The 23,068-nt window shown below is 72.4% G+C and carries 18 protein-coding genes, 1 pseudogene and 1 riboswitch; of the genes and pseudogenes, 9 read left to right on the forward strand and 10 right to left on the reverse strand.

What is annotated here, in order from left to right:
* Positions 1-7: 7 nt before the first annotated feature.
* Both CHF15_RS18270 and CHF15_RS18275 read right to left on the reverse strand, forming a co-directional pair.
* On the reverse strand, positions 8-1,237 hold the full coding sequence (locus CHF15_RS18270) for a polyamine ABC transporter substrate-binding protein (protein ID WP_089224914.1): 1,230 nt from the start codon (positions 1,235-1,237) through the stop codon (positions 8-10).
* 93 nt (positions 1,238-1,330) lie between these two features.
* Positions 1,331-2,848, reverse strand: a complete 1,518-nt coding sequence (locus tag CHF15_RS18275) for a gamma-aminobutyraldehyde dehydrogenase (RefSeq protein WP_089224915.1) — start codon at positions 2,846-2,848, stop codon at positions 1,331-1,333.
* 282 nt (positions 2,849-3,130) lie between these two features.
* Here CHF15_RS18275 and CHF15_RS18280 point away from each other — a divergent pair, with 282 nt between their 5' ends.
* Positions 3,131-4,828, forward strand: coding sequence for a PucR family transcriptional regulator (locus CHF15_RS18280; RefSeq protein ID WP_089224916.1), 1,698 nt, complete (start codon positions 3,131-3,133; stop codon positions 4,826-4,828).
* Positions 4,829-4,849: 21 nt separating this feature from the next.
* Here the strand turns inward: CHF15_RS18280 and CHF15_RS18285 are convergent, their stop codons facing one another.
* Positions 4,850-6,346 (reverse strand): DUF4190 domain-containing protein, encoded by a 1,497-nt coding sequence (locus tag CHF15_RS18285; protein WP_089224917.1) that lies wholly within the window; start codon positions 6,344-6,346, stop codon positions 4,850-4,852.
* 114 nt (positions 6,347-6,460) lie between these two features.
* On the opposite strand from CHF15_RS18285, the gene CHF15_RS18290 reads away from it, so the two are divergent.
* Positions 6,461-7,495, forward strand: a complete 1,035-nt coding sequence (locus CHF15_RS18290; RefSeq protein WP_089224918.1) for an adenosine deaminase — start codon at positions 6,461-6,463, stop codon at positions 7,493-7,495.
* Positions 7,483-8,145: a glycerophosphodiester phosphodiesterase gene (locus CHF15_RS18295; protein WP_089224919.1), complete on the forward strand. Its 663-nt coding sequence runs from the start codon at positions 7,483-7,485 to the stop codon at positions 8,143-8,145. Before CHF15_RS18290 ends, CHF15_RS18295 begins: the two co-directional genes overlap by 13 nt.
* A gap of 36 nt (positions 8,146-8,181) precedes the next feature.
* Here the strand turns inward: CHF15_RS18295 and CHF15_RS18300 are convergent, their stop codons facing one another.
* On the reverse strand, positions 8,182-8,682 hold the full coding sequence (locus CHF15_RS18300; protein WP_089224920.1) for a hypothetical protein: 501 nt from the start codon (positions 8,680-8,682) through the stop codon (positions 8,182-8,184).
* Between the two features lie 83 nt (positions 8,683-8,765).
* Positions 8,766-10,202: a gamma-aminobutyraldehyde dehydrogenase gene (locus CHF15_RS18305; RefSeq protein WP_089224921.1), complete on the reverse strand. Its 1,437-nt coding sequence runs from the start codon at positions 10,200-10,202 to the stop codon at positions 8,766-8,768.
* Between the two features lie 225 nt (positions 10,203-10,427).
* Here CHF15_RS18305 and CHF15_RS18310 point away from each other — a divergent pair, with 225 nt between their 5' ends.
* The 5 genes and pseudogenes from CHF15_RS18310 to CHF15_RS18330 all read left to right on the forward strand — a co-directional run bounded on the left by CHF15_RS18310 (position 10,428) and on the right by CHF15_RS18330 (position 15,476).
* On the forward strand, positions 10,428-10,871 hold the full coding sequence (locus tag CHF15_RS18310) for an Lrp/AsnC family transcriptional regulator (protein WP_018561743.1): 444 nt from the start codon (positions 10,428-10,430) through the stop codon (positions 10,869-10,871).
* A 2-nt stretch (positions 10,872-10,873) separates the two neighbouring features.
* Positions 10,874-12,235, forward strand: a complete 1,362-nt coding sequence (locus CHF15_RS18315) for an aspartate aminotransferase family protein (protein WP_089224923.1) — start codon at positions 10,874-10,876, stop codon at positions 12,233-12,235.
* A gap of 292 nt (positions 12,236-12,527) precedes the next feature.
* A pseudogene (locus CHF15_RS18320) lies at positions 12,528-13,172 on the forward strand (ABC transporter ATP-binding protein); the annotation flags it as partial.
* On the forward strand, positions 13,154-14,308 hold the full coding sequence (locus CHF15_RS18325; protein WP_089224925.1) for a hypothetical protein: 1,155 nt from the start codon (positions 13,154-13,156) through the stop codon (positions 14,306-14,308). The pseudogene CHF15_RS18320 and the gene CHF15_RS18325, both read left to right, overlap by 19 nt.
* 46 nt (positions 14,309-14,354) lie before the next feature.
* A complete protein-coding gene (locus CHF15_RS18330; RefSeq protein ID WP_089224926.1) occupies positions 14,355-15,476 on the forward strand; it encodes an LOG family protein in 1,122 nt (373 codons plus the stop codon).
* Positions 15,477-16,059: 583 nt separating this feature from the next.
* Here the strand turns inward: CHF15_RS18330 and CHF15_RS18335 are convergent.
* From CHF15_RS18335 to rlmN, 4 genes are all read right to left on the reverse strand, one after another.
* Positions 16,060-17,085, reverse strand: a complete 1,026-nt coding sequence (locus CHF15_RS18335) for an ABC transporter ATP-binding protein (protein ID WP_089224927.1) — start codon at positions 17,083-17,085, stop codon at positions 16,060-16,062.
* On the reverse strand, positions 17,085-18,698 hold the full coding sequence (locus tag CHF15_RS18340; protein WP_089224928.1) for an ABC transporter permease: 1,614 nt from the start codon (positions 18,696-18,698) through the stop codon (positions 17,085-17,087). The genes CHF15_RS18335 and CHF15_RS18340 overlap by 1 nt, the downstream gene beginning before the upstream one ends.
* Before the next feature lie 68 nt (positions 18,699-18,766).
* Entirely contained in the window at positions 18,767-19,858 is a 1,092-nt protein-coding gene (locus CHF15_RS18345; protein WP_089224929.1) for a thiamine ABC transporter substrate-binding protein, read from the reverse strand.
* A riboswitch (TPP riboswitch) is annotated at positions 19,850-19,954 on the reverse strand. It overlaps the preceding gene by 9 nt.
* Positions 19,955-20,021: 67 nt before the next feature.
* Positions 20,022-21,128 carry a 23S rRNA (adenine(2503)-C(2))-methyltransferase RlmN gene (gene rlmN, locus CHF15_RS18350; RefSeq protein WP_018561735.1) on the reverse strand — a complete coding sequence of 369 codons (1,107 nt, stop codon included), beginning with the start codon at positions 21,126-21,128 and terminating at the stop codon, positions 20,022-20,024.
* Positions 21,129-21,334: 206 nt separating this feature from the next.
* Here rlmN and CHF15_RS18355 point away from each other — a divergent pair, with 206 nt between their 5' ends.
* Positions 21,335-21,754 (forward strand): hypothetical protein, encoded by a 420-nt coding sequence (locus CHF15_RS18355; RefSeq protein ID WP_089224930.1) that lies wholly within the window; start codon positions 21,335-21,337, stop codon positions 21,752-21,754.
* Positions 21,755-22,481: 727 nt separating this feature from the next.
* Here the strand turns inward: CHF15_RS18355 and CHF15_RS18360 are convergent.
* Entirely contained in the window at positions 22,482-23,015 is a 534-nt protein-coding gene (locus CHF15_RS18360) for a GNAT family N-acetyltransferase (protein WP_089224931.1), read from the reverse strand.
* Positions 23,016-23,068 lie beyond the last annotated feature (53 nt).

A 23,068-nucleotide genomic window follows, 5' to 3' on the forward strand; every position in this document is an offset into this window, starting at 1 on the left:
TGGCCGGTCAGGCGCCGATGAGCTTGGCGAACTTGTCCTCGAAGGCGGTCTCCTCCTTGGAGGAGAGCGACCGGAAGGGATGGGCCTTCGCCTTCATCTCCGCATTGGGAATGATCAGCGGGTTGTTGGCCACGTCCTCGTCGATCTTGAGGAGTTCCTCGTAGACGCCCGTGCAGGGCGTGATGTAGTTGACCCAAGCCGAGAGTTCGGCCGCGATCTCCGGCTGGTAGTACCAGTCGATCAGCAGCTCGGCGTTCTTGCGGTGCTTGGAGCCCGCCGGGACGAGCATGTTGTCGGTGGAGTAGATGTAGCCGGCGGGCGGGATCACGAACTTGATCTCGGGGTTGTCGGCCTGGAGCTGGACCAGGTCGCCGGCCCAGGCGACGCAGGCGGCGATGTTCCCCGAGGCGAGGCCGTCGGTGTACTCGTTGCCGGTGAACTGGCGGATCTGCTTGCCGTCCACGGCCTTCTGGACGCGGGCCACGGCCGCGTCGAAGTCGTCGGCGGTGAAGGACTCGGGCTGCTTGCCCATGTCGAGCAGGGTCATGCCTATGGTGTCGCGCATCTCGCTGAGCAAGGCGACGCGGCCCTTGAGGTCGGGGTCGTCCAGCAGTTGGGAGACGCTGCCGACCTTCTTCCCCTTGGTCGCCTTCTCGTTGTAGGCGATGACGGTGGCGATGCCCTGCCAGGGGTAGGAGTGGGCGCGTCCGGGGTCCCAGTCGGGGTTGCGGAAACGTTGCTCCAGGTTGGTGAAGGCGTGCGGCAGGTAGGTGGGGTCCAGCGGCTGGGCCCAGCCCAGGCGGATCATCCGGGCGGCCATCCAGTCGGTGAGGACGACCAGGTCGCGGCCGGTGGACTGGCCGGCGGCGAGCTGCGGTTTGATCTTGGCGAAGAACTCGACGTTGTCGGTGATGTCGTCGCTGTACTTGACCTTGATCCCGGTCTTCTTCTCGAAGGCCTCCAGGGTCGGCATGTGCTTCTCGTCGTCGCTCATGTCGATGTAGAGCTGCCAGTTGGAGAAGACCAGCGACTTGTCCTTGTCGGACAGGTCGTCGCTCTTGACACCGCCCTGGTTGTTGGTGGCGGCCGGGATGCCGCAGGCGGACAGCGCCCCCGCGCCCGCGACACCGAGACCGGCGCCGAGCACCCGGCGCCGGCTCAGGGAGGCCCTCCCGTTGGTCAGGCTGCGTTCCCACGCTTTGCGTACGGGCTCGGACAGGCCCTCGAACATCTCCATTGCGGTGCAGCCTCCAGGGGCGGTCGTGCGTGGGACGGACGGACTGTCGGGCCGGTGGGGGGGGGCGGTCCCGGAGGGGTGGGCGGCCGGGGGTCAGCGGTCGCCGAAGATCGTGCGGTGCCAGCTCTTCCTGGCGACCGCGGTGTTGTCGTACATCACGTGCTTGACCTGCGTGTACTCCTCCAGGGAGTACGCCGACATGTCCTTGCCGTACCCGGAGGCCCGGTACCCCCCGTGCGGCATCTCGCTGATGATCGGGATGTGGTCGTTGACCCAGACGCACCCCGCCTTGATCTCACGGGTGGCACGGCCCGCGCGGAAGACGTCACGGGTCCATGCGGACGCGGCCAGGCCGTACGGTGTGTCGTTGGCCAGGGCCAGGCCCTCATCATCGCTGTCGAACGGCAGCACGACCAGTACCGGGCCGAAGATCTCCGACTGGACGATCTCGCTGTCCTGTGCGGCGCCGGTCACCAGCGTGGGCCGGTAGAAGGCACCGGGCGAGGCGGGCGCCTCTCCTCCCGTGACGATCGTGGCGTAGGAGCGGGCGCGCTCCACGAAGCCGGCGACGCGGTCGCGCTGGGCGTGGGAGATCAGCGGGCCGAGGTCGGTCTTGGCGTCGAACGGGTCGCCCACCCGGATGCCGGAGAAGAGGTCGGCGACCCCTGCGACGAAGGCGTCGTAGAGGGGGCGCTGCACATAGGCGCGGGTGGCGGCGGTGCAGTCCTGGCCCGTGTTGATCAGGGCGCCGGCGACCGCGCCGTGGACGGCCGCCTCCAGGTCGGCGTCGTCGAAGACGACGAAGGGCGCCTTGCCGCCGAGCTCCAGGTGGAGGCGCTTGACGGTGGCGGTGGCGATCTCCGCGACGCGCCTGCCGACCGCGGTGGAGCCGGTGAAGGAGGTCATCGCGACGTCCGGGTGCCCCACCAGGTGCTCCCCCGCCTCCTTCCCCGCGCCGGTGACGACGTTGACCACGCCCGCCGGGATGCCCGCCTCGGTCGCCGCCTGGGCGAACATCAGCGAGGTCAGCGGGGTCAGCTCGGCCGGCTTGAGCACGATGGTGTTGCCCGCCGCGATCGCCGGGAGGACCTTCCAGGCGGCCATCTGCAGCGGGTAGTTCCACGGCGCGATGGAGCCCACGACGCCGACGGGCTCGCGCCGCACATAGGAGGTGTGGTCGCCGGAGTACTCCCCCGCCGCCCTGCCCTCCAGGTGGCGTGCGGCGCCCGCGAAGAAGGCGGTGTTGTCGACCGTGCCCGGGACGTCGAACTCCGTGGTCAGCCGCAGCGGCTTGCCGCACTGCAGCGACTCGGCGTACGCGAACTCGGCGGCCCGCCCGGAGAGGACGGCGGCGAAGCGGTGCATGGCGTCGGAGCGCTCACCGGGGGTGGCGCCGGCCCAGCCGGGCAGTGCCCGCGCGGCTGCGGCGACGGCGGCGTCCACGTCGGCGGTGCCGGCGAGTTCGTAGGCGTACACGCTCTCGCCGGTGGCCGGGTCGACCACGGGGTGCGAACGGCCGGAGGTGCCGCCGCGCAGGGTTCCTCCGACGTACTGGGCCCCCTCGGCGAAACGCTCCCGCACATCGAACCCGCCGTTCGCGCTGAGGTCCATCGTCTTCTCCTAGCACTCCGCTCGGCGGCGTGGCCAAAGCTTGGATTGGTGGACGATCCTGACAGAGTAGGCTCGCCCCAACAAGTGATTCCGTTGTTGCCTTTTGGTTACGCGACGAATTCTGTGTTCACCCGACGGCCGGCAGCAGATCGTCACGGTGGACGATGCCCGGCGCCTCGCCCACCGGGCAACCGACACATCGCAAGGCGTGCCACGGGGGCCTTTACACCCTGGAGTTACGGTGGCACGACGTACCGCCCCGTTCCGCCCCGGAGGTCAGCCGTGTTCCCCACCGTCGCCGAGGTCCTGGAACTGGACGTGCTCAGGCGGGGTTCGCCGCAGGTCGTCGCGGGCTCCGGCGGGCTGCAGCGCCCGGTCCGCTGGGTGCACATCAGCGAGCTGGCCGACATCGCGGGCATGCTCCACGGGGGCGAGCTGGTCCTCACCACCGGCGTGATGCTGCCCGACGACAAGGAGTCGCTGGCCCGCTACATCGACGGTCTCGCCGACGTCGGCGCCGCGGGCCTCGTCGTCGAGCTGGGCCGGCGCTACGCGGACGTCCTCCCCCGCCCCCTGGTCCGCGCCGCGGAACGGCGCGGACTGCCGCTGGTGGCCCTCCGTACCGAGGTGCGCTTCGTCGCGGTGACCGAGGCCGTGCACGCCCACGTCGTCGACGCGCAGCTGACCGAGCTGCGGGCCTCGGAGGCGGTGCACCAGACCTTCAACGAACTGTCCGTGGAGGGCGCGGAGCCCGACGAGGTCGTCCGCGAGGTGGCCCGGATGGCGGGCGCGCCCGTCGTGCTGGAGAACCTCTCGCACCAGGTGCTCGCCTTCGACCCGGCAGGGCACGACCCCGAGGCCCTGCTCGACGGCTGGGAACGGCGCAGCCGCGGCGTCCACCCGTCCGGCCGCACCGGCCACGACCCGCGCACCGGCTGGCTGGTCACCGCGGTCGGGGCGCGCGGCCGGGACTGGGGGCGGCTGGTGATCGTCGGCGAGCCCGCCCCCGTCGCCGGGCCGGAACCGGGCGAACGCCCGCACCGCCACAGCGTGCTGCTGGAGCGGGGCGCGGCCACCCTCGCGCTCAACCGGCTGCTGGAACGCGACCGGGAGTCCCTGGAACGGCAGACCCACCGCACCCTGCTCTCCGGCATCCTCACCCATGCCCTGACCGTCTCCGACGTGGCGCTGCGCGCCCGGGCGCTGGGCGTGCCGCTGGAGGGCCGGCGGCTCGTCGGCGTCATGCTGCGGCTGCGCGGCGGACCGGCCTCGGCCGCCCTGGAGGCACAGGCCCGGCTGCGGGACTTCACCGAGACGGCGGCCCAGGCGGTGCGCGAGCGGGGGCTGACCGCGCTCACCGGCACCCTCGACGACGGCGGCGTCGGCGTGCTGGTCTCCCTCGGCCCGTCCGACCACGAGCACACCGCGCTGGAGGAGTTCGCCGCCGCGCTCACCCGGCTGACCGAGCCCGCCCCCGACGGCGGCCCCGCCTTCGTCATGGCGGCGGGCTCCTCGGTCGGCTCGCTGCGCGACGCCCGCCGCACCCTGCTGGAGGCGGCCCAGGTCGCGGACGCCGCGATGCACGGCGGCCGCAACGAGGGGGGCAGGGCGCAGCCCTCCGAAAAAAGGGTGCCGGCGGGCGGCGGGCGCGCCTACTACCGGCTGCCGGACGTCCGGCTGCGCGGCCTGCTCCACCTCCTGCGCGACGACGCGCGGCTGCAGACGTACGTGGAGCGCGAACTCGGCCCGCTGCTCACCTACGACGCCGAGCACGGCACGGACCTCGTCCGGATCCTCACCGTCTACCTGGACGCCGGCCGCAACAAGTCGGCCGCGGCCGACGCGGCGCATCTGTCGCGGCCGTCGTTCTACGACCGCCTGCACCGCGTCGAGCGCGTCCTCGGAATCGACCTGGACCAGGTCGAGTCCTGCCTCTCGCTGCACGTGGCGCTGCTGGCGCTGGACGCGGTGCGGCGCTGAGGCCCCGCGGCCGTGCCGGGGTTACGGCACGTCCAGGTTCCAGTAGGTGTAGTCGTACGCGTAGCCGGGTGCGACCTCGACCTGGAAGGTGCCGTCCTCGTCGCCCTCCGGCACGACCACGGTGATGTCCCTGGTCGCGCGCTCCCCCGGGGCCAGTTCGTCGGGCAGGCCCACGCCGGTGGTCAGGTCGCGCAGGGTCTCGTCCTCGAAGTCGTCCCCGTAGGCCGTGATCTCGCTCTCGCTCAGGTCGGCGGTGTCGTCGCCGGTGTTCTCCAACTCGATGGAGAACGTGACCGCGGTGCCGCCCTCGAGCATGCTGTTCGGGAGGGCGGTCGTCCGCTGGACGTCCGACAGCGTGACGTGCACCCCGTCGTCGTAGAGCGCGGTGCCTTCGGCGTCCAGCGGTGTCTCCCAGTCGGCGTTCCGGGAGGTGACCAGGTCGTCACCGCCAGGCCCGTCGAACCAGCCCTCGTCGATCCCGCCGACCACCAGGGCGATCATGCCGCCTGCCAGGACGACGGAGATGATCCCGAGGATCAGGCCGGTCAACGCCTGCGGGCGGTTGGTCGCCTCGCCGCGCCGGGCGATCCGCAGGCCGACGATGCCGCAGGCGATGGCAGCGATGCCCAGCGGCAGGCCCAGGAAGGCCCCGAAGCAGGAGATGGCCAGGACGGCGCCCACGATGCCCAGGATCATCGCCGTCAGACCGACGCCGTTGCGGGCGACGGGCGGCGCCCACCCGCCGTAGGGGCCCATCCCGAAACCGGGGTAGCCCGGCTGGCCCGGGTAACCGGGGTAGCCGGGGTAGCCGGGGTGGGCCGGATACGCGGGGTATCCGGGAGGCCCGGGCGGCCCGGGGTAGCCGGGGAACGTTGCGTGCGGCGGCTGCGGGGGCAGGGTCACCGCCGCGTCCGGTGCGGGCGGCGCCCACGGATCGCGCGGCTGCTGCGCCGGCCCGGGCGCCTGCGCGTCCTCGGGGACCGGGCGCTTGGTCAGCGTCACCTGCTCCTGCGGCGGCTGCGGTATCGGCGGCGCCCAGGGGTTGTACCCGGCGTGCGCGCCGGGCTGCCCGTACCCGGGGGCGACGGGCACCGGCGGCGCCCATGGATCCGGTGCCCCGGGCACCCCGGCCGGCGGCGGGGCGGGCGCGGGGTGGGCGGTCGGGACGGGGGGTGCGTCGCCCAGCGCCGCAGCCCCGCCGGGCGCGTCGGCGGGCGCCGCGGCATCCTCGGGAGCCACTGTTCCCGGCACCTTCGTGTCCTCGTCCCCTGCCGGGGCGGCCGGGGCGTCGGCGGCCGTCACATCGGCCTGCGCGCCGTCACCGGGCCCTGCATCCCCGGCCGAGTCGGCGCCGGACCCGGCGTCCGCAGGCACCGCGTCCGCGGGCGCCGGGGCGGGCAGCTCGAAGTCGGGGGTCGGCCGTGCGTCCGCCGGGGCCTCCGAGGACGACGGGGCCGCCGCTGCGGGGTTCTCGCTCGCGGCGTCGCGCGGCGTCGGGTTCTCGGGGTCGTGGGACATCGCTGCCTTCCTGGTGGCTACGTCGGGCAATGCTATGGCCTGCGAAGACGCCGGACGGAGGCAATTTCGTGTTTACGATGGCCGTTGCCGACCACCCCGCAGGAGGATCACCCCATGTCCGACACCGCGTCACCCCTCGACGCCTTCATCGCGGGGCTCCCGAAGGCCGAGCTCCACGTGCACCACGTCGGCTCGGCCTCGCCCCGCATCGTGGCGGAGCTGGCCGCGCGGCACCCGGATTCCAAGGTGCCGACCGACCCCGCCGCCCTCGCCGAGTACTTCAGCTTCCGGGACTTCGCCCACTTCATCGAGGTCTATCTCTCCGTCGTCGACCTGATCCGCGACGCGGAGGACGTGCGGCTGCTGACGTACGAGGTCGCCCGCGACATGGTGCGGCAGAACATCCGCTACGCCGAGCTGACCGTGACCCCGTACAGCTCCGTGCGCCGCGGCATCCCGGACCGGGCGTTCGTGGAGGCGATCGAGGACGCCCGCAAGGCGGCCGAGGCGGAGTTCGGCATCGTGCTGCGCTGGTGCTTCGACATCCCGGGCGAGGCCGGGCTGGCCTCCGCGGAGGAGACCGCCCGCATCGCCACCGAGCTGCAACCGGACGGGCTGGTCAGCTTCGGGCTGGGCGGGCCCGAGATCGGCGTGCCCCGCCCGCAGTTCAAGCCGTACTTCGACCGCGCCCGCGCCGCCGGCCTGCACAGCGCGCCGCACGCGGGCGAGACCACCGGCCCGCAGACGATCTGGGACGCCCTGCGCGAGCTGGGCGCCGAGCGCATCGGCCACGGCACCAGCGCCACCCAGGACCCGCGCCTGCTGGACCACCTGGCCGAGCACCGCATCCCGCTGGAGGTCTGCCCGACCTCCAACATCGCCACCCGCGCCGTCGCCACGCTCGACGAGCACCCCGTCAAGGAGATGGTGGCCGCGGGCGTGCTCGTCACCATCAACAGCGACGACCCGCCGATGTTCGGCACCGACCTCAACACCGAGTACGCGGTGGCCGCGCGGCTGCTGCAGCTCGACGAGGGCGGCCTGGCCCAGCTCGCCAGGAACGCCGTCGAGGCCTCCTTCCTCGACGCCCCGGGCAAGGCGAAGCTCACCGCCGAGATCGACTCCTACCTGGCGGGATGGCAGCGCTAGCGATCGCCCACCGCGGCGACCCGTACCGCCACCGCGAGAACACCCTGCCCTCGCTGCGCAGCGCGGCCGGCGCGGGGGCGGACGCGGTGGAGATGGACGTGCGCCTGACCCGCGACGGGGTGCCGGTGCTGCTCCACGACCCCACGCTCAAGCGGCTGTGGGGCGTGGAGTCCGCCGTCGCGGCCCTGGCCGTCGGCCGGCTGCCGGCGGGCGTCCCGACGCTGTACGAGGCGCTGGCCGCGGTCGGCGGCTGCCGGGCCCTGATCGACCTCACCCTGCCGGAGTCCGCGGGCCCGGTGCTCTCCGCGGTCCGGGACGCGGGCGCCGGGGACCGTACGTACTACTGCGGCGAGGCGGCCGCCGTCCTCGCGGTCCGGGACCGCGACCCGGCCGCCGAGATCGCGCTGACCTGGAAGACCTCGGCGCCCGTGCCACCGCTGCTGCTCGCGGAGCTGCGGCCGCGCTGGATCAACCTGCGCTTCGGGCTGGTGCGCGCGCCGCTGGTGGAGTGGGCGCGCGGCGAGGGCCTGCTGGTCGGCGCCTGGACGGTGGATCTGCGCCGGACGATGCGGCGGCTGGAGCGGCTGGGCGTCGACGCCGTCACCAGCAACCGCATCGACGTGCTGCGTGCGGAACTCGGCGGCCGGTGAGCCGCTCCGGCCCGGCGCCGGACGACCGTCGGTCCGTCACACGCCGGCGGGCACGGGCGACGCCGTGCCGGAGTGCTCCAGCCTCTTGATCATCCGCCGCAGCACCAGCAGCGGCACGATGCCGAAGACGCCGAAGGCCATGTCGATCGGCATCCACCACAGCGGCAGGCCGCGCAGCGGGATGCAGATCGCGGCGAGCGGGATGATCCCGACGCAGGCGATCATCGCCCACTCCACGACCCAGACGTTGCGCACCGGGTCGCGCCAGACGCCGTAGAAGGCGACGGCGATCACCAGGTGCGCGAAGGCGAGCCAGTCCGTGCCGTAGAGCATGAACGGGTACTTCGCGTCGGTGGCGTCCAGCCCCTCCCGCACGTGGGAGATCCAGTCGCCGACGGCTCCGGGCAGACCCCAGCCGTCCACCCACCGCACCTCGTGCACCAGCGGGAACGCGGTCGCGCCGCTCAGCACCAGGCACACCACGAAGACAACGAGCCAGGCGCGTATGCGCTGTTCAAGAGATCTTCGATCCTCCATGGCCCGGAGCGTACGCGCACATGCCGCGGCCCCGGACGCGGGGGTCGCTCCGGGGCCGTGGCGTGGGCTCGCGCCCTGCGGCGTCAGCCGTCCAGGGACGTCATGACGTGCTTGATGCGGGTGTAGTCCTCGAAGCCGTAGGCGGACAGGTCCTTGCCGTAGCCGGACTTCTTGAAGCCGCCGTGCGGCATCTCCGCGACCAGCGGGATGTGGGTGTTGATCCACACGCAGCCGAAGTCGAGGCGCTTGGACATGCGCATCGCACGGGCGTGGTCCTTGGTCCACACCGAGGAGGCCAGGGCGTACTCGACGCCGTTCGCCCACTCGACGGCCTGGTCCTCGTCGGAGAAGGACTGGACGGTGATGACCGGGCCGAAGACCTCGTTCTGGATGATCTCGTCGTCCTGCTTGAGGCCGGAGACGACGGTCGGGGCGTAGAAGTAGCCCTTCTCGCCGACGCGGTGGCCGCCCGCCTCGACCTTGGCGTGCGCGGGGAGGCGCTCGATGAAGCCGGTGACCTGGGCGAGCTGGTTGGCGTTGTTCAGCGGGCCGTACAGCACGTCCTCGTCGTCCGCGGCGCCGGTCTTGGTGTCGGCGGCGGTCTTGGCGAGCTGGGCCACGAACTCGTCGTGGATCGACTCGTGGACCAGGACGCGGGTGGCGGCGGTGCAGTCCTGGCCGGCGTTGAAGTAGCCGGCGACGGCGATGTCCTCGACCGCCTTGGCGATGTCGGTGTCCTGGAAGACCACGACCGGGGCCTTGCCGCCGAGTTCGAGGTGGACCCGCTTGACGTCCTTGGCGGCGCTGCCGGCCACCTGGATGCCGGCGCGGACCGAGCCGGTGATGGAGGCCATCGCCGGGGTCGGGTGCTCGACCATCAGCCGGCCCGTCTCGCGGTCGCCGCAGACGACGTTGAAGACGCCCTTGGGCAGGATCCCGCCGATGATCTCGGCGATCAGCACGGTGGAGGCCGGGGTGGTGTCCGAGGGCTTCAGCACGACCGTGTTGCCCGCGGCGATCGCCGGGGCGAACTTCCACACGGCCATCATCATCGGGTAGTTCCACGGGGCGACCTGGGCGCAGACACCGACCGGCTCACGGCGCACGATCGAGGTCATGCCCTCCATGTACTCGCCGGCCGAGCGGCCCTCGAGCAGACGGGCAGCGCCCGCGAAGAAGCGGATCTGATCGACCATGGGAGGGATCTCCTCGCTGGCCGTCAGCCCGATCGGCTTGCCGGTGTTCTCGCTCTCGACGGCCACCAGCTCGTCCGCGCGCGCCTCGAAGGCGTCCGCGATCTTCAGCAGCGCCTTCTGGCGCTCGGAGGGCGTCGTGTCGCGCCAGGCCGGGAAGGCGGCCGCGGCCGCGGCCATCGCCGCGTCGACATCGGCGGCGGCGGAGAGCGGCGCGGTCGCGTAGACCTCGCCGGTGGCGGGGTTCACCACGTCGGTGGTGCGCCCGTCGGCGGCGTCGCGGAATTCTCCGTTGATGTGGTTGCGCAAGGTACGGAGCTCGCTCACTGCACCTCTCCCTGTTCCTGTCCGATGTGTGAGACGGCCACCAGCCTACCTGCAGCACTGCGGTATTCGACATAGCCGAAACTCCAAAACAATGGATTCCGTGAGATTCGAGCCCTCAAACCACGGATTTCATCGATCGGGGGTTGCGTGACGGCTGACCTCTCGTGCACAGTGGGGTGCGTGGCCACTCGTACTCCGGATCACAGGGGCGCCAACGGTGCCCTCGTGATCGATTCCGTCTCCAAGGCGATCATCGAACAGCTCCAGGAGGACGGCAGGCGTCCGTACGCCGCCATCGGCAAGGCCGTGGGCCTGTCCGAGGCGGCCGTGCGCCAGCGCGTCCAGAAGCTGCTCGACCAGGGCGTCATGCAGATCGTCGCCGTCACCGACCCGCTCACCGTGGGGTTCCGGCGGCAGGCGATGGTCGGCATCAACGTCGAGGGCGACATCGAACCCGTCGCCGACGCGCTCGCGGAGATGACGGAGGTCGAGTACGTCGTCGTGACCGCGGGCTCCTTCGACCTGCTGATCGAGATCGTCTGCGAGGACGACGACCATCTCCTGGAGACGATCAACAAGCGGATCCGCACGCTGCCCGGCGTGCGGTCCACCGAGAGCTTCGTCTACCTCAAGCTCCGGAAGCAGACCTACACCTGGGGAACCAGATAGCCATGAGCGCGGACCTTTCCAAGACCGCGTACGACCACCTGTGGATGCACTTCACCCGCATGTCGTCGTACGAGAACGCCCCTGTGCCGACCATCGTGCGCGGCGAGGGCACGTACATCTACGACGACAAGGGCAAGCGGTACATCGACGGCCTCGCGGGGCTGTTCGTGGTCAACGCCGGCCACGGCCGCGTGGAGCTCGCCGAGACCGCGTACAAGCAGGCCCAGGAGCTCGCCTTCTTCCCGGTGTGGAGCTACGCCCACCCCAAGGCCGTCGAACTCGCCGAGCGCCTGGCCGACTACGCCCCCGGCGACCTCAACAAGGTCTTCTTCACCACCGGCGGCGGCGAGGCCGTCGAGACCGCCTGGAAGCTCGCCAAGCAGTACTTCAAGCTCAAGGGCAAGCCGACCAAGTACAAGGTCATCTCGCGCGCCGTCGCCTACCACGGCACGCCGCAGGGCGCCCTGTCCATCACCGGCCTGCCGGGCCTCAAGGCCCCCTTCGAGCCGCTGGTCCCCGGCGCCCACAAGGTGCCCAACACCAACATCTACCGCGCCCCGCTCTTCGGCGACGACCCGGAGGCCTTCGGCCGCTGGGCCGCCGACCAGATCGAGCAGGAGATCCTCTTCGAGGGCCCCGACACCGTCGCGGCCGTCTTCCTGGAGCCGGTGCAGAACGCCGGCGGCTGCTTCCCGCCCCCGCCCGGGTACTTCCAGCGGGTCCGCGAGATCTGCGACCAGTACGACGTGCTGCTCGTCTCCGACGAGGTCATCTGCGCCTTCGGCCGGCTCGGCACGATGTTCGGCTGCGACAAGTTCGGCTACGTCCCGGACATGATCACCTGCGCCAAGGGCATGACCTCGGGCTACTCCCCCATCGGCGCGTGCATCATCTCCGACCGCATCGCCGAGCCCTTCTACAAGGGCGACAATACCTTCCTGCACGGCTACACCTTCGGCGGCCACCCGGTGTCGTCGGCGGTCGCCCTGGCCAACTTCGACATCTTCGAGCGCGAGCAGCTCAACCAGCACGTGCTCGACAACGAGGGCGCCTTCCGCGCCACCCTGGAGAAGCTCCACGACCTGCCGATCGTCGGCGACGTCCGCGGGAACGGCTTCTTCTACGGCATCGAGCTGGTGAAGGACAAGGGCACCAAGGAGTCCTTCACCGACGAGGAGACCGAGCGCGTCCTGTACGGCTTCCTCAGCAAGGCGCTCTTCGAGAACGGCCTCTACTGCCGCGCCGACGACCGCGGCGACCCGGTCGTCCAGCTCGCGCCGCCGCTGATCGCCGACCAGTCGACGTTCGACGAGATCGAGGGCGTCCTGCGCACCGTCCTCACGGAGGCCTGGACCAAGCTCTGACAGTCCCCCTCGCCACCCGCGGGCCGGGGCACGCACACCGCGTGCCCCGGCCCGTCGGCGTCCGCGCGGGCCGGACGCCGTACAGGGGCCCGTGCGTACGCCGCACGGGTGGGCGCGGGCGCGGAACACGCCCCCGTGACCGGGGTCCGGGGGGCTCGGGCGCGTACGGTGCCGCAGTGACCCGGACTCCCCGCGTTCGTTAGAGGCCAACGTGAACCCACCCGACAACGACGTGCTGTGGGCCCGCGGCCTGCGCCACACGCACGACCGCTCACCCGCTCTGCTCGGCGTGTCCCTCGGCGTGCGTGAGGGCGAGATCCTCGGCGTCCTCGGCCCGCACGGCGCCGGGAAGACCACCCTGCTGCGCTGTCTGTCCGGCGAACTGCTCCCCGAGCAGGGCGAGGTGTGGTTCAACAGCTCCCCCGTGCACACCCTCGGAGCGACCGCCCGCGAGCGGCTGCGCCGCGAGCGCTTCGGCTGGATCGACAGCAGCCCGCAGCTGCTGCCCGAACTGACCGTCCGGGAGAACGCCGCACTGCCGCTCCTGTTGTGCGGCGTCCCGTACCGCACGGCCCGCGCGGACGCGCAGGAGTGGCTGGACCGGCTGGACATCGGCGGGGCCGCCCGCAAGCGGCCCGGCCGGCTGCTGCAGGCCGAGCGGCAGCGGGTGGCGATCGCCCGCGCCCTGGTCAACCGGCCGTCGGTGGTCTTCGCCGACGAACCGACCGCCCCGCTGCACCGTGCCGACCGCGCCCAGGTGCTGCGCATACTGACCAGCGCGGCCCGCTCGCACGGCATCACCGTGGTGCTGGCGTCCAACGAGCCCGAGGTCGTCTCCCTCGCCGACCGGGTGGTCACCCTCGTCGACGGCCGCTTCACGGCCGGCATGCCCCAACAGGAGCGGGAGGACGCCGACTCGTGCTCAGCCTCCGTGTAGCCCTCGGCTCCCGGCCGGAGGTGCTGCTGCGCCGGCTGCTGGTCGTCGCCGCGGCCGCGGGCACCGGGTTCCTGCTGCTCGCCGTACTCGGGCACGCCCTCGCACACCCCGCGGACGCCCCGGACGGCCTGGTCCGGCTGCTGTGGTGCGCGGCGCCGTTCGCCGCCACCGTCCACCTGTCGGTGCTCGTGGCCCGTACGGAGCCGAGCGGACGGCTGCACGCGGGCCTGGCCGCCGCCGGGCTCGGCCGGCACGGGCTGCCCCTGCTGGCCGCGGCGAGCTCCGCCCTCAACTGCGGCCTGGGCGTCCTGACCGCGCTCCTGGGCTTCCTCTTCCTCCGCGGTGACCTGCCCGGCCCGCACCTCGCCGGTGCCGCCGAGGCGCTGGGCGCGGACCGGGAACTCCCGTTCGCGGGCGCGCTGACGCTCTCGGCCACGCTGCCGCTGGCCGCGGCGGTCGCGGCCGCGGTCGTACTGCGGCCGCGGCGCTCCGGTCAGGAGGAGCCCGCCGGCAACGAGGGCCGCACTCCGTCCGGCCTGCCGTGGGGCGTGGCTCTCGTGGCGATCGGCCTGGCCGTGCAGATCTCCTCGGCCGGGGACGCCGGCGCCCCGGGGCCCGGTGGCACGCTCCCGCTGCCCGGCGGCCTCGGCCACGTCGCCCCGGCCGTCGTCGGCGGCTGGCTGCTGACGGCCACCGGCATGGTGCTGGCCATGCCGGGCCTGGTCCACCTGTGCGGACGGCTGCTGGCGTCGTACCGGCCCGGTGCCCTGCGGCTGCTGGCGGGCCGGGCCCTCCAGGAGGAGGCGGCGCTCGTGGGCCGCCCGCTGGGCGCGCTGTGTGCGGTGGCCGCCACCGCCCTCGCCGGCACCGACCGGCTCGGCGCCGCGGCGCACCCCGTCGGGCCGCTCACCGCGCTGGGTGCCTTCCTGGTCGTCCTGTCGGCGGTCGCGACCGCCCTGACCGCGACGGTGGACGCCAAGCGCGCCCGCCGTCCGGCCACCGCCGCCCTCACCCGGCTCGGCGCACCCGCCGCCCTGCTGCGCAACGCGGCCGCCGTGCGGGCCCTCGCGGTCCTCGGTGTGGTGCTGCCGCTGACCCTGCTCATCGCCCGCCTGGGCACGCTGCCGCTGCCGTAGCGCCGTGCGGAGCCCCGCGGCGGCGGCCCCCGCCGCGGGCGCTAGGGTGACGGGCGTGCTGTCGCCGAACGATCCGAACGATCACGAGATAGAGACCATCGAGGAGTTCGACCGCGTCGCCGCGTCGGGCTCGCTGCGCGGTCACCGCGTCCAGTCGGTCGACCTGACGACCCGTACGCCCGCCCTGATGTCCGCCGACATCGCCGAGGCCGTCTTCCTGGGCTGCCCGATGGAGCCGGAGGCGGCCGCCTACGTCCGCGCCGCCGGCGCCATGGTCTTCCCCCCGGTCCCGGACCTGCCCTTCGACCCGTACCGGGGCTCGCTCTACGGCCCCGACGCGCTGTACGAGGGCCTCGTCGACGACGGCTACGAGGCGACGCCGGACGCCCGCGCCTACCAGTGGTTCCTGCGCACCCGGGGCAGCGGCGACATCTACGCGTCGATGCTCCGCAGCATCCACGACGACGCGGTCTCCGACGCCTTCGACGAACTCGTCATGGACGCCCGCGTCGTGGGCGTCATGGGCGGTCACGCCATGGAGCGCGGCACCGACGCGTACGCGGGCGCCGCCCGCCTCGGCCGGGCGCTGACCCGCGCGGGCCTGACCGTGGCCACGGGCGGCGGACCGGGCGCCATGGAGGCGGCCAACCTCGGCGCCTACGCGGCGCCCTTCGACGACGCGATGCTCGCCGAGGCCCTGGAGACGGTGGCCAAGGTCCCCTCCTTCCGCCCTTCCATCACGGACTGGGCGCGCGCCGCCTTCGACGTCCGCGACCGCCGGCCCGGCGGGGGCGCCTCCATCGGCGTGCCGACGTGGTTCTACGGGCACGAGCCGCCGAACGCCTTCGCCGAGCACATCGCCAAGTACTTCGCCAACGCCACCCGCGAGGACGGGCTGCTGGCCCGCTGCACCGCCGGGGTCGTCTTCCTGCCGGGCGCCGCGGGCACCGTGCAGGAGGTCTTCGACAACACCACGCCGAACTACTACGAGTCCCACGGCACCCCGCGCCCCATGGTGCTGGTCGACCGCGACCACTGGACCCGGCGCCTCCCGGCCTGGCCCCTTCTCCAGGCACTGGCCGAAGGCCGCACCATGGAGCCGCGCATCGCACTCGTCGACTCCGTCGAGGACGCCCCGGAGGCACTGGCGCGCCTGTCGCGGGGTTAGCCCGTACGTCGTCGGCTGTCGCGCCGTCTCGCGCCCTTCGGGCGCACGGCGGCGGGCTGCGGAGCGGAGGGTGGGGGCCTGGTCCTGTCTGCAGTGTGCGGGTGGGTGGATGGCCGGAGTTCAGGCGCCGGAGCGGAGCCGGCTGTTCGTCTGACTCCGGTCTCGTCGCCGTCCGCGGGTGCAGATGGCCGGTGACCACGCCCACCCTTCGTGGGTGGCGCGCCCGCCGTAACCGGCGTCCGGGGGTGATTCCCCGATCCGACATCGGGCCCTGTTTCGACGTCTATGACGCTGCAAGCGGGCCCGATCTCGCTCGCGGCTCTTCGGCAGCACCTCGAAGCACCCGCAGACGCAGGTTACGGCGGGCGCGCCCACCGCCCACGGATGGCGTGGAAGCGGCCATCCATACCTGCGGACGGCAGCGTGTGCACCACGCCCGTGCGCACCGGCGTGCCGCCCGCGACCGCCCGGCCCCCACCCTCCCCATCCGCAGCCGGCCGCCGTGCGCCCGCGGGGCGCGAGACGACGGGACAGCCGAACAGCCCACCCGCGCGCCCCGGAGGCCCCCGGTGCTCAACGGGGTCTACCCGCCCAGCACCACGACCTCGTCCGCCGTGAAGGAGACGCCGACCGTGTCTCCCTCCGCGGGGGCGTCGCGCAGGGCGCAGCCCGCCTCCAGCCGCGGGCCTTCCTCGGGGCGGAGCAGCAGGGTGACCTGGTCGCCGCGGAAGGTGCGCGCGAGCACGTCGCAGCGCAGCCCGTCGGTGGCGGGGACGAGGCGTACGCCGGCGGGCCGGACGAGCAGCCGACCGGCGCCCTGCGGCGAGCCCGCGGGGACGGGGACCTTGCCCCAGGCGGTGTCGGCGGCCTCGCCGGTGACGGTGGCGGCCACCACGTTGTCGAAGCCGAGGAAGCGCGCGACGAACTCGGAGGCGGGCCGCTGCCACACCTCCAGCGGGGTACCGGCCTGCTCGACACGGCCGTCGCGCATGACGACGACCCGGTCGGCCAGCGCGAAGGCCTCGCTCTGGTCGTGCGTGACGGCCAGCACCGTCGTGCCCAGCCGCCGGAAGAGCCCGCGCAGCTCGACCACCAGGCGTTCCCGCAGGCCCCGGTCGAGCTGACCGAGCGGCTCGTCGAGCATGAGCAGTCTCGGCCCCGGCGCCAGCGCCCGGGCCAGGGCGACCCGCTGCTGCTCACCGCCGGACAGGGACGCGACGGCGCGCCGCTGCGCGCCGGGCAGGCCGACGAGCTCCAGCAACTCCTCGACGGTGCGCTCGCGTTCGGCACGGGCGGCGCCGCGCATGCGCAGACCGAAGTCGACGTTCCCGGCGACGTCGCGCTGCGGGAAGAGCTGGTGGTCCTGGAACATCAGGCCCACGCCGCGCCGGTGGGCGGGAACTCCGCTCTGGTCGTGGCCGGCCAGCAGCACACGCCCGGAGTCCAGCGGCTGCAGCCCCGCGACGACCCGCAGCAGCGTGGACTTCCCGCTGCCGCTGGGCCCGAGCACGCACACCGTCTCGTGCTCGGCGACCTCCATGCCCACGGCGTCCAGGGCGGTGTGCCCGCCGAAGCGCACCGTGGCGCCGTCCAGTCGCAGCAGGGTCATCAGAACTCCCCCGACCTGTCGATGCGGATACGTTCCAGCGCCAGCAGCGCGCCCGCGCACACCAGCATCAGCACGGTGCTGAGCGCCATCGCCTGGCCGTGGTTGAGCTCCCCGGCCCGCCCGAGGAAGCGGGCGACCGCGACCGGCAGGGTGGGGTTGTCGGGGCGGGCGATGAAGACGGTGGCGCCGAACTCGCCCAGGGACACTGCGAAGGCGAAGCCGGCCGCCACCAGCAGCGCCCGCCGCACCAGCGGCAGGTCGACCTCGCGCCACACCCGCAGCGGGGAAGCGCCGAGCACCGCGGCCGCCTCGCGCAGCCGGTCGTCCACGGCGCGCAGCACGGGCAGCATGGTGCGCACCACGAAGGGCACCCCGACCAGCGCCTGGGCGAGCGGCACCAGGATCCATGAGGAGCGCAGGTCCAGCGGAGGCTCGTCGAGGGTGATGAGGAAGCCGAAGCCGATGGTCACCGCCGAGGTGCCGAGCGGCAGCATCAGCAGAGCGTCGAAGCCCCGCACGAGGCGCCCGGCCCGCCGGGTGAGGGCGGCCGCGGCCAGCCCGCCGACGACCAGGGCGATCGCGGTGGCGGCGGCCGCGTACTGGAGCGAGTTCCAGACCGCGGCGACCGGCGCCACCAGGAAGGTCCCGCCGCTGTCGGCCACCGAGCCCAGCGCCCGGTAGTAGCCGAGGCCGTAGCCGTCGGGTCCGTGCAGCGAGCGCTCGGCCAGCACGCCCAGCGGCAGCAGGATCAGCAGCGCGGCCACGCCGAGCACGCCCGCCAGCAGCCCCCACTCGCCGGCGCCGCGCGGCCGGCGCGCGGTGCGGGCCGGGTCCACCAGCCGCAGCGCGCTCTCCCTGCGCCGTACGGTCCCGGCGTGCACGGCGAGGATCGCCGCGACGGCGGCGAACTGGACGGTCGTCAGCACGGCCGCCGTCGGCAGGTCGAGCAGCTGCGCGGTCTCCCGGTAGATCTCCACCTCCAGGGTGGAGAAGGTGGGGCCGCCGAGGATCTGGATCACGCCGAAGGAGGTGAAGGTGAAGAGGAAGACCATGAGCGCGGCCGCGGCGACCGCGGGGGCGAGGGCGGGCAGCGTCACCCTGCGCCAGGCCGCGAGGCGTCCCGCGCCGAGGACCCGCGCGGCCTCCTCCTGGCGGGGGTCGAGCTGCGCCCACAGACCGCCCACGGTGCGTACGACCACGGCGTAGTTGAAGAAGACGTGCGCGAGGAGGATCGCCCAGACCGTGGTGTCCAGGCGCACCCCCCACAGTTCGTCGAGGAGCCCGCCGCGCCCCAGCAGCGCGAGGAAGGCCGAGCCGACGACCACCGTCGGCAGCACGAAGGGCACGGTCACCACCGCGCGCAGCACCTGCTTGCCGCGGAAGTCGAAGCGGGCGAAGACGTACGCGCCGGGCAGCGCGATCGCCAGGGTGAGCGCGGTGGAGGCGGCCGCCTGCCAGCAGGTGAACCACAGCACGTGCAGGACGTCGGGCTCGCCCAGGACGTCCGCGAACCGGCCGAACCGCCACCGCCCGCCCTCGCGGAGCCCGCGGGAGACGATGGCGGCGACCGGGTACCCGAAGAACAGCCCGAAGAACGCGACCGGCACGGCCATCAGGCCGAGCCTTACGGCGAGCGGCCGGACTGCCGCCGCCCGGGCGCGCCTTCCCCCGGCGGTCTTCGTTACTTCAGCACGAGCGAGGACCACGACTTGACCCACTGCTCACGGTTCTCGGCGATCTTCTCCGGGGCGACGGTGGCCGGTTCTGCGACGACCGGCGCGTACTTGGTGAAGACCTCGGGCAGCTTCGCGTCGTCACGGGCGGGGTTGACGAACATGTTGAGCGGCATGTCCTCCTGGAAGGGGCGGCTCAGCAGGAAGTCGACGAGCGCCTTGCCGCCCTCGGGGTTCTTCGCGCCCTTCAGCAGGCCGGCGAACTCCACTTGCCGGAAGCAGGTGCCGGTCGCGACACCGGTCGGCCCCTGCTCGGGCTGCGTCTTCAGCCCGAGCACCTCGGCGGGCGGGCTGGAGGCGTACGAGACGACCAGCGGCCTGTCGCCCTTTCCGCCGCCGGCGCCGGAGAAGTTGTCGTAGTACGCCTGCTCCCAGCCGTCGACGACCTGGACGCCGTTCGCCTTGAGCTTCTTCCAGTAGTCCTCCCAGCCCGCGTCGCCGTACTTCGCGGTGGTGGCGAGGAGGAAGGCGAGCCCCGGGGAGGAGGTGGCGGCGTTCTCGGTGACGAGCAGGTCCTTGTACTCGGGCTTGACGAGGTCGTCGAGGCTCTCGGGCACGGGGAGCTTGTGCTCGGTGAAGTACTTCCGGTCGTAGTTGACGCAGACGTCGCCGAAGTCGATCGGGGTGACGCGGTGCTTCGCGGCGTCCAGCTGGAGCGCGGTGGGCACCTTGTCGAGGCCCTTGGCCTCGTACGGCTCGAACAGGTCGTTGTCGAGGGCCCGGGACAGCAGGGTGTTGTCGACGCCGAAGAAGACGTCGCCCTGGGGGTTGCCCTTGGACAGCACGGCCTGGTTGACGGCGGCGCCGGCGTCGCCGCCGCGCAGCACCTTGACGGTGTAGCCGGTCTGCTGCGTGAACGCCTTCAGCACGTCCTTCGACGCGGCGAAGGAGTCGTGGCTGACCAGTGTGACGGTCTTGGAGGCGGTGCCGCCCTCGCCCTTTGCGGTGTCCCCGCTGTCACTGCCGCAGGCGGCGAGCGCGGTCGCGCCTATCGCGACGGCCAGTGCGGTGCCGGCCACACGCCGACGAGTGGTGCTCATGTGGTGACTCCCTACGCCGGTATGACCCGGATCAGGTCCGAGGGTCTGCGGCCGTGCCGCACTCTCAGCGCTTTCCGCGCTCCCCTGTCGGATGTTCTTTTGTGTGATGTGCGTGACGTCGCGGCAAACGGCCGCAAACGACCGTCACCTTAGCAAGCGCTGGTCAGCGCTCGGAAGCCGCCAGCTGACCGCAGGCGCCGTCGATCTCCTGCCCCCGGGTGTCCCGGACGGTCACCGGGACGCCGTGCGCCTCCAGCGCCGCCACGAACGCCCGCTCGTCCTCGGGCCGCGAGGCCGTCCACTTCGAGCCGGGGGTCGGGTTGAGCGGGATCAGGTTGACGTGGACGCGGCGGCCCTTGAGCAGCCGGCCCAGCAGGTCGGCCCGCCATCCCTGGTCGTTGATGTCCCGGATCAGCGCGTACTCGATCGAGACCCGGCGCCCGGACACGTCCGCGTAGTGCCACGCGGCGTCCAGCACCTCGCGCACCTTCCAGCGGGTGTTCACCGGCACCAGGGTGTCGCGCAGCTCGTCGTCGGGCGCGTGCAGGGACACCGCGAGCCGGCACTTGAAGCCCTCGTCGGCGAAGCGCAGCATCGCCGGGACGAGGCCCACCGTCGACACGGTGATGCCCCGCTGCGACAGCCCCAGCCCGTCCGGCTCCGGGTCGGTCAGCCGGCGGATGGCGCCGATGACGCGCTTGTAGTTCGCGAGCGGCTCGCCCATGCCCATGAACACGATGTTCGACAGCCGCGCCGGTCCGCCAGGGATCTCCCCGTCCCGCAGCGAGCGCATGCCCGCCACGATCTGGTGCACGATCTCCCCGGTCGACAGGTTCCGGTCCAGACCGGCCTGGCCGGTGGCGCAGAACGGGCAGTTCATGCCGCAGCCCGCCTGCGAGCTGATGCACATCGTCACGCGGTCCGGGTAGCGCATCAGCACCGACTCGACGAGCGTCCCGTCGAACAGCCGCCACAGCGTCTTGCGGGTGGTGTCGTTGTCGGTGCTGCTGTGCCTCACCACGGACATCAGGTCCGGCAGCAGCCCCTCCGCCAGCTTGCCCCGCGCCGCCGCCGGGATGTCCGTCCAGGCGGCGGGGTCATCGGCGTACCGCGCGAAGTAGTGCTGCGACAGCTGCTTGGCGCGGAACGGCTTCTCCCCCAGCTCCGCGACCGCCTCCCGGCGCTCCTCGGGCGAAAGATCGGCAAGATGCCGCGGCGGCCTCTTGGCTCCGCGCGGCGCGACGAATGTGAGTTCTCCGGGTGCAGGCATGGTCCGTCCAGTGTCGCAGATCGTTTGGGGCCGCCCAGGTCAGCTGCGTGAGGGTCCCGTCACCCTCGGGCGGCGACCCCCGGCGAACAAGGCGCAGGCGTGATCGACCCACGCGGGACTTGGGGCGTAGACAGGACGCCGCAGGGCAACGACAGATCCGGCCTCTCCGCCCGGCAGGGCGCCGGAACACCGGGAATGGACGAGTAGTGAACTTTGAACGACTCTCTGCGGAAAACGCCAAGATATTCACTGCCAGATTCGGACAGTTCGAAGACGGCGTGATCACCGGTATTCGATTGCATGTGCCGAGGGGCTCAGCGGCGGGTCGGACCGTTTCGTTCGACATCCAAGCCGTGGACATGGCGACGGACAATGCATGGCGCCTTGTCCACATCACCATCGGAGGCGTCCATGACTACCGATTCGTCTGCAGCGAGCAGCAGTCGCACTTCGTCCTGTCGGACGGCCTGAAGCTGGACTGCACGCCCGAGCGCTGCGTTCTGGACCTCGATCCAGGACCGGACGAGTGGTCGCCGGAGCAGGTGCACTCACAGCACGAATACTCCGAACAATATGCGATCGGCCTGTGGTGCGATTATGCGGTTTCCGATGGCCCGTTCATCTGAGCCAATTCCGCCGACCCGTGGAGACGGACCACGCTGCGATCTCCCGGGAGTGATTGAGGGACGGGCTCTCCCGGCAAAGGCGGGAATGCGAGAGCCCCGCCCGGCAACGGATCCGCTTGAAGTTGGGCGGCTCACGGACCGCGTCCGATCCACTCCGATTCCGATGCCCCACCGGGACGCGAAGTGCCGCCCTTCGTAAGCCGCGAGCAGGAACGACAAGTGGCCGGTGGTGATGCCCGCGCGTGGACCGGCTGTCGTCCTGCCGTTCGACGGCGGCATGGTGGAGCAGCATCCCAGTCCTCGGTGGACCGCCAGGCCACCCGGTGCGGGGAAGTCCGGGTGCGCCGGGCGTCCCAGCCGTTCTCCTGGTGATCCAGCGCGAATCCCGACACCGACTCCTCGACGAACGCCTCGAAGCCGCTCGGGAGGCTCGGGCTGCCCGGCCTCGACGGCAGCGATCACGGAGCCGGCACCGAGGCCCGCTGTCCCCCGTGACCCGTGAGAACGGCCCACGGCGGGCCGCCAGGCACCTCGGTGTACGGGGCAAGAGCCGCACCAAGGGGTCGAGTTGTGCCCTCACTCGTGCTCCTCGCGCGCGGGTCGCAGTGCCAGGGCTCGGCTGCGTGCGCTCCGGAGGGGATCACTCGCTTCATGGGGCCACGCTTTCAGCGCGCATGCCCCCAACGGACCGTCGCAGGTGGGAGACACGGGCACCGTTTCCGCCGCCTCAGGCGACGCCACCCGCGCGGGCAGGCTTCACCAGTCGCGCTTCGATGAGCCCGGTCCCGCCCTCGTCGGCGGCGCGAGTCATGCCGTCGCGCCCGAAGCCGGCCCGTTCGTAGAACCGCAGGGCCGGAGCGTTCGGAACGTACGCGTACACGCACAGGGGGCCGTGGCCGCGCCCCTCGAGGTCGGTCACCGCGTGGCCGAAGAGCCGGTGGCCCAGACCCGTACCGATGCGACCGGGTTCGACGTACAGGCCGTAGACCTCGGCGGCGCGGGGGCCGAGGTCCGGGTCCTGGGACTGATCGGCCGGACCGGTCCGGCAGAAGCCGGCCACGCTGTCGCCCTCCTGCACGACCCACAACCGGTGCTCGCCGGCGAGTTCGGCCAAATACTCGGCCCAGTCCGCCGCGTCGCTCACCGGGTCGAGCCCGTCGAGGAACTCCGGGCTCATGAACCCGGCGTACGCCGCCCGCCATGCGCGGACCTTCAGGGCGCCGATGGCCGGTGCATCCTCGGGAACTGCGGTGCGGATCACGGGCCGAGTCTAGAAGCGCCTCGGCGACCCGCGCCCGGCGTTTTCCGTGGGCG

The sequence above is a fragment of the Actinacidiphila glaucinigra genome (assembly GCF_900188405.1).
In the GTDB taxonomy this organism is placed as follows: Bacteria; Actinomycetota; Actinomycetes; order Streptomycetales; family Streptomycetaceae; genus Actinacidiphila; species Actinacidiphila glaucinigra.

Excerpts from the sequence above, each read along its gene's own strand:
- CHF15_RS18270 (WP_089224914.1), bottom strand. The coding sequence starts at position 1,237 with ATGGAGATGTTCGAGGGCCTGTCCGAGCCCGTACGCAAAGCGTGGGAA.
- CHF15_RS18275 (WP_089224915.1), bottom strand. The coding sequence starts at position 2,848 with ATGGACCTCAGCGCGAACGGCGGGTTCGATGTGCGGGAGCGTTTCGCC.
- CHF15_RS18285 (WP_089224917.1), bottom strand. The coding sequence starts at position 6,346 with ATGTCCCACGACCCCGAGAACCCGACGCCGCGCGACGCCGCGAGCGAG.
- CHF15_RS18290 (WP_089224918.1), top strand. The coding sequence starts at position 6,461 with ATGTCCGACACCGCGTCACCCCTCGACGCCTTCATCGCGGGGCTCCCG.
- CHF15_RS18295 (WP_089224919.1), top strand. The coding sequence starts at position 7,483 with ATGGCAGCGCTAGCGATCGCCCACCGCGGCGACCCGTACCGCCACCGC.
- CHF15_RS18300 (WP_089224920.1), bottom strand. The coding sequence starts at position 8,682 with ATGGAGGATCGAAGATCTCTTGAACAGCGCATACGCGCCTGGCTCGTT.
- CHF15_RS18315 (WP_089224923.1), top strand. The coding sequence starts at position 10,874 with ATGAGCGCGGACCTTTCCAAGACCGCGTACGACCACCTGTGGATGCAC.
- CHF15_RS18335 (WP_089224927.1), bottom strand. The coding sequence starts at position 17,085 with ATGACCCTGCTGCGACTGGACGGCGCCACGGTGCGCTTCGGCGGGCAC.
- CHF15_RS18340 (WP_089224928.1), bottom strand. The coding sequence starts at position 18,698 with ATGGCCGTGCCGGTCGCGTTCTTCGGGCTGTTCTTCGGGTACCCGGTC.
- CHF15_RS18345 (WP_089224929.1), bottom strand. The coding sequence starts at position 19,858 with ATGAGCACCACTCGTCGGCGTGTGGCCGGCACCGCACTGGCCGTCGCG.
- rlmN (WP_018561735.1), bottom strand. The coding sequence starts at position 21,128 with ATGCCTGCACCCGGAGAACTCACATTCGTCGCGCCGCGCGGAGCCAAG.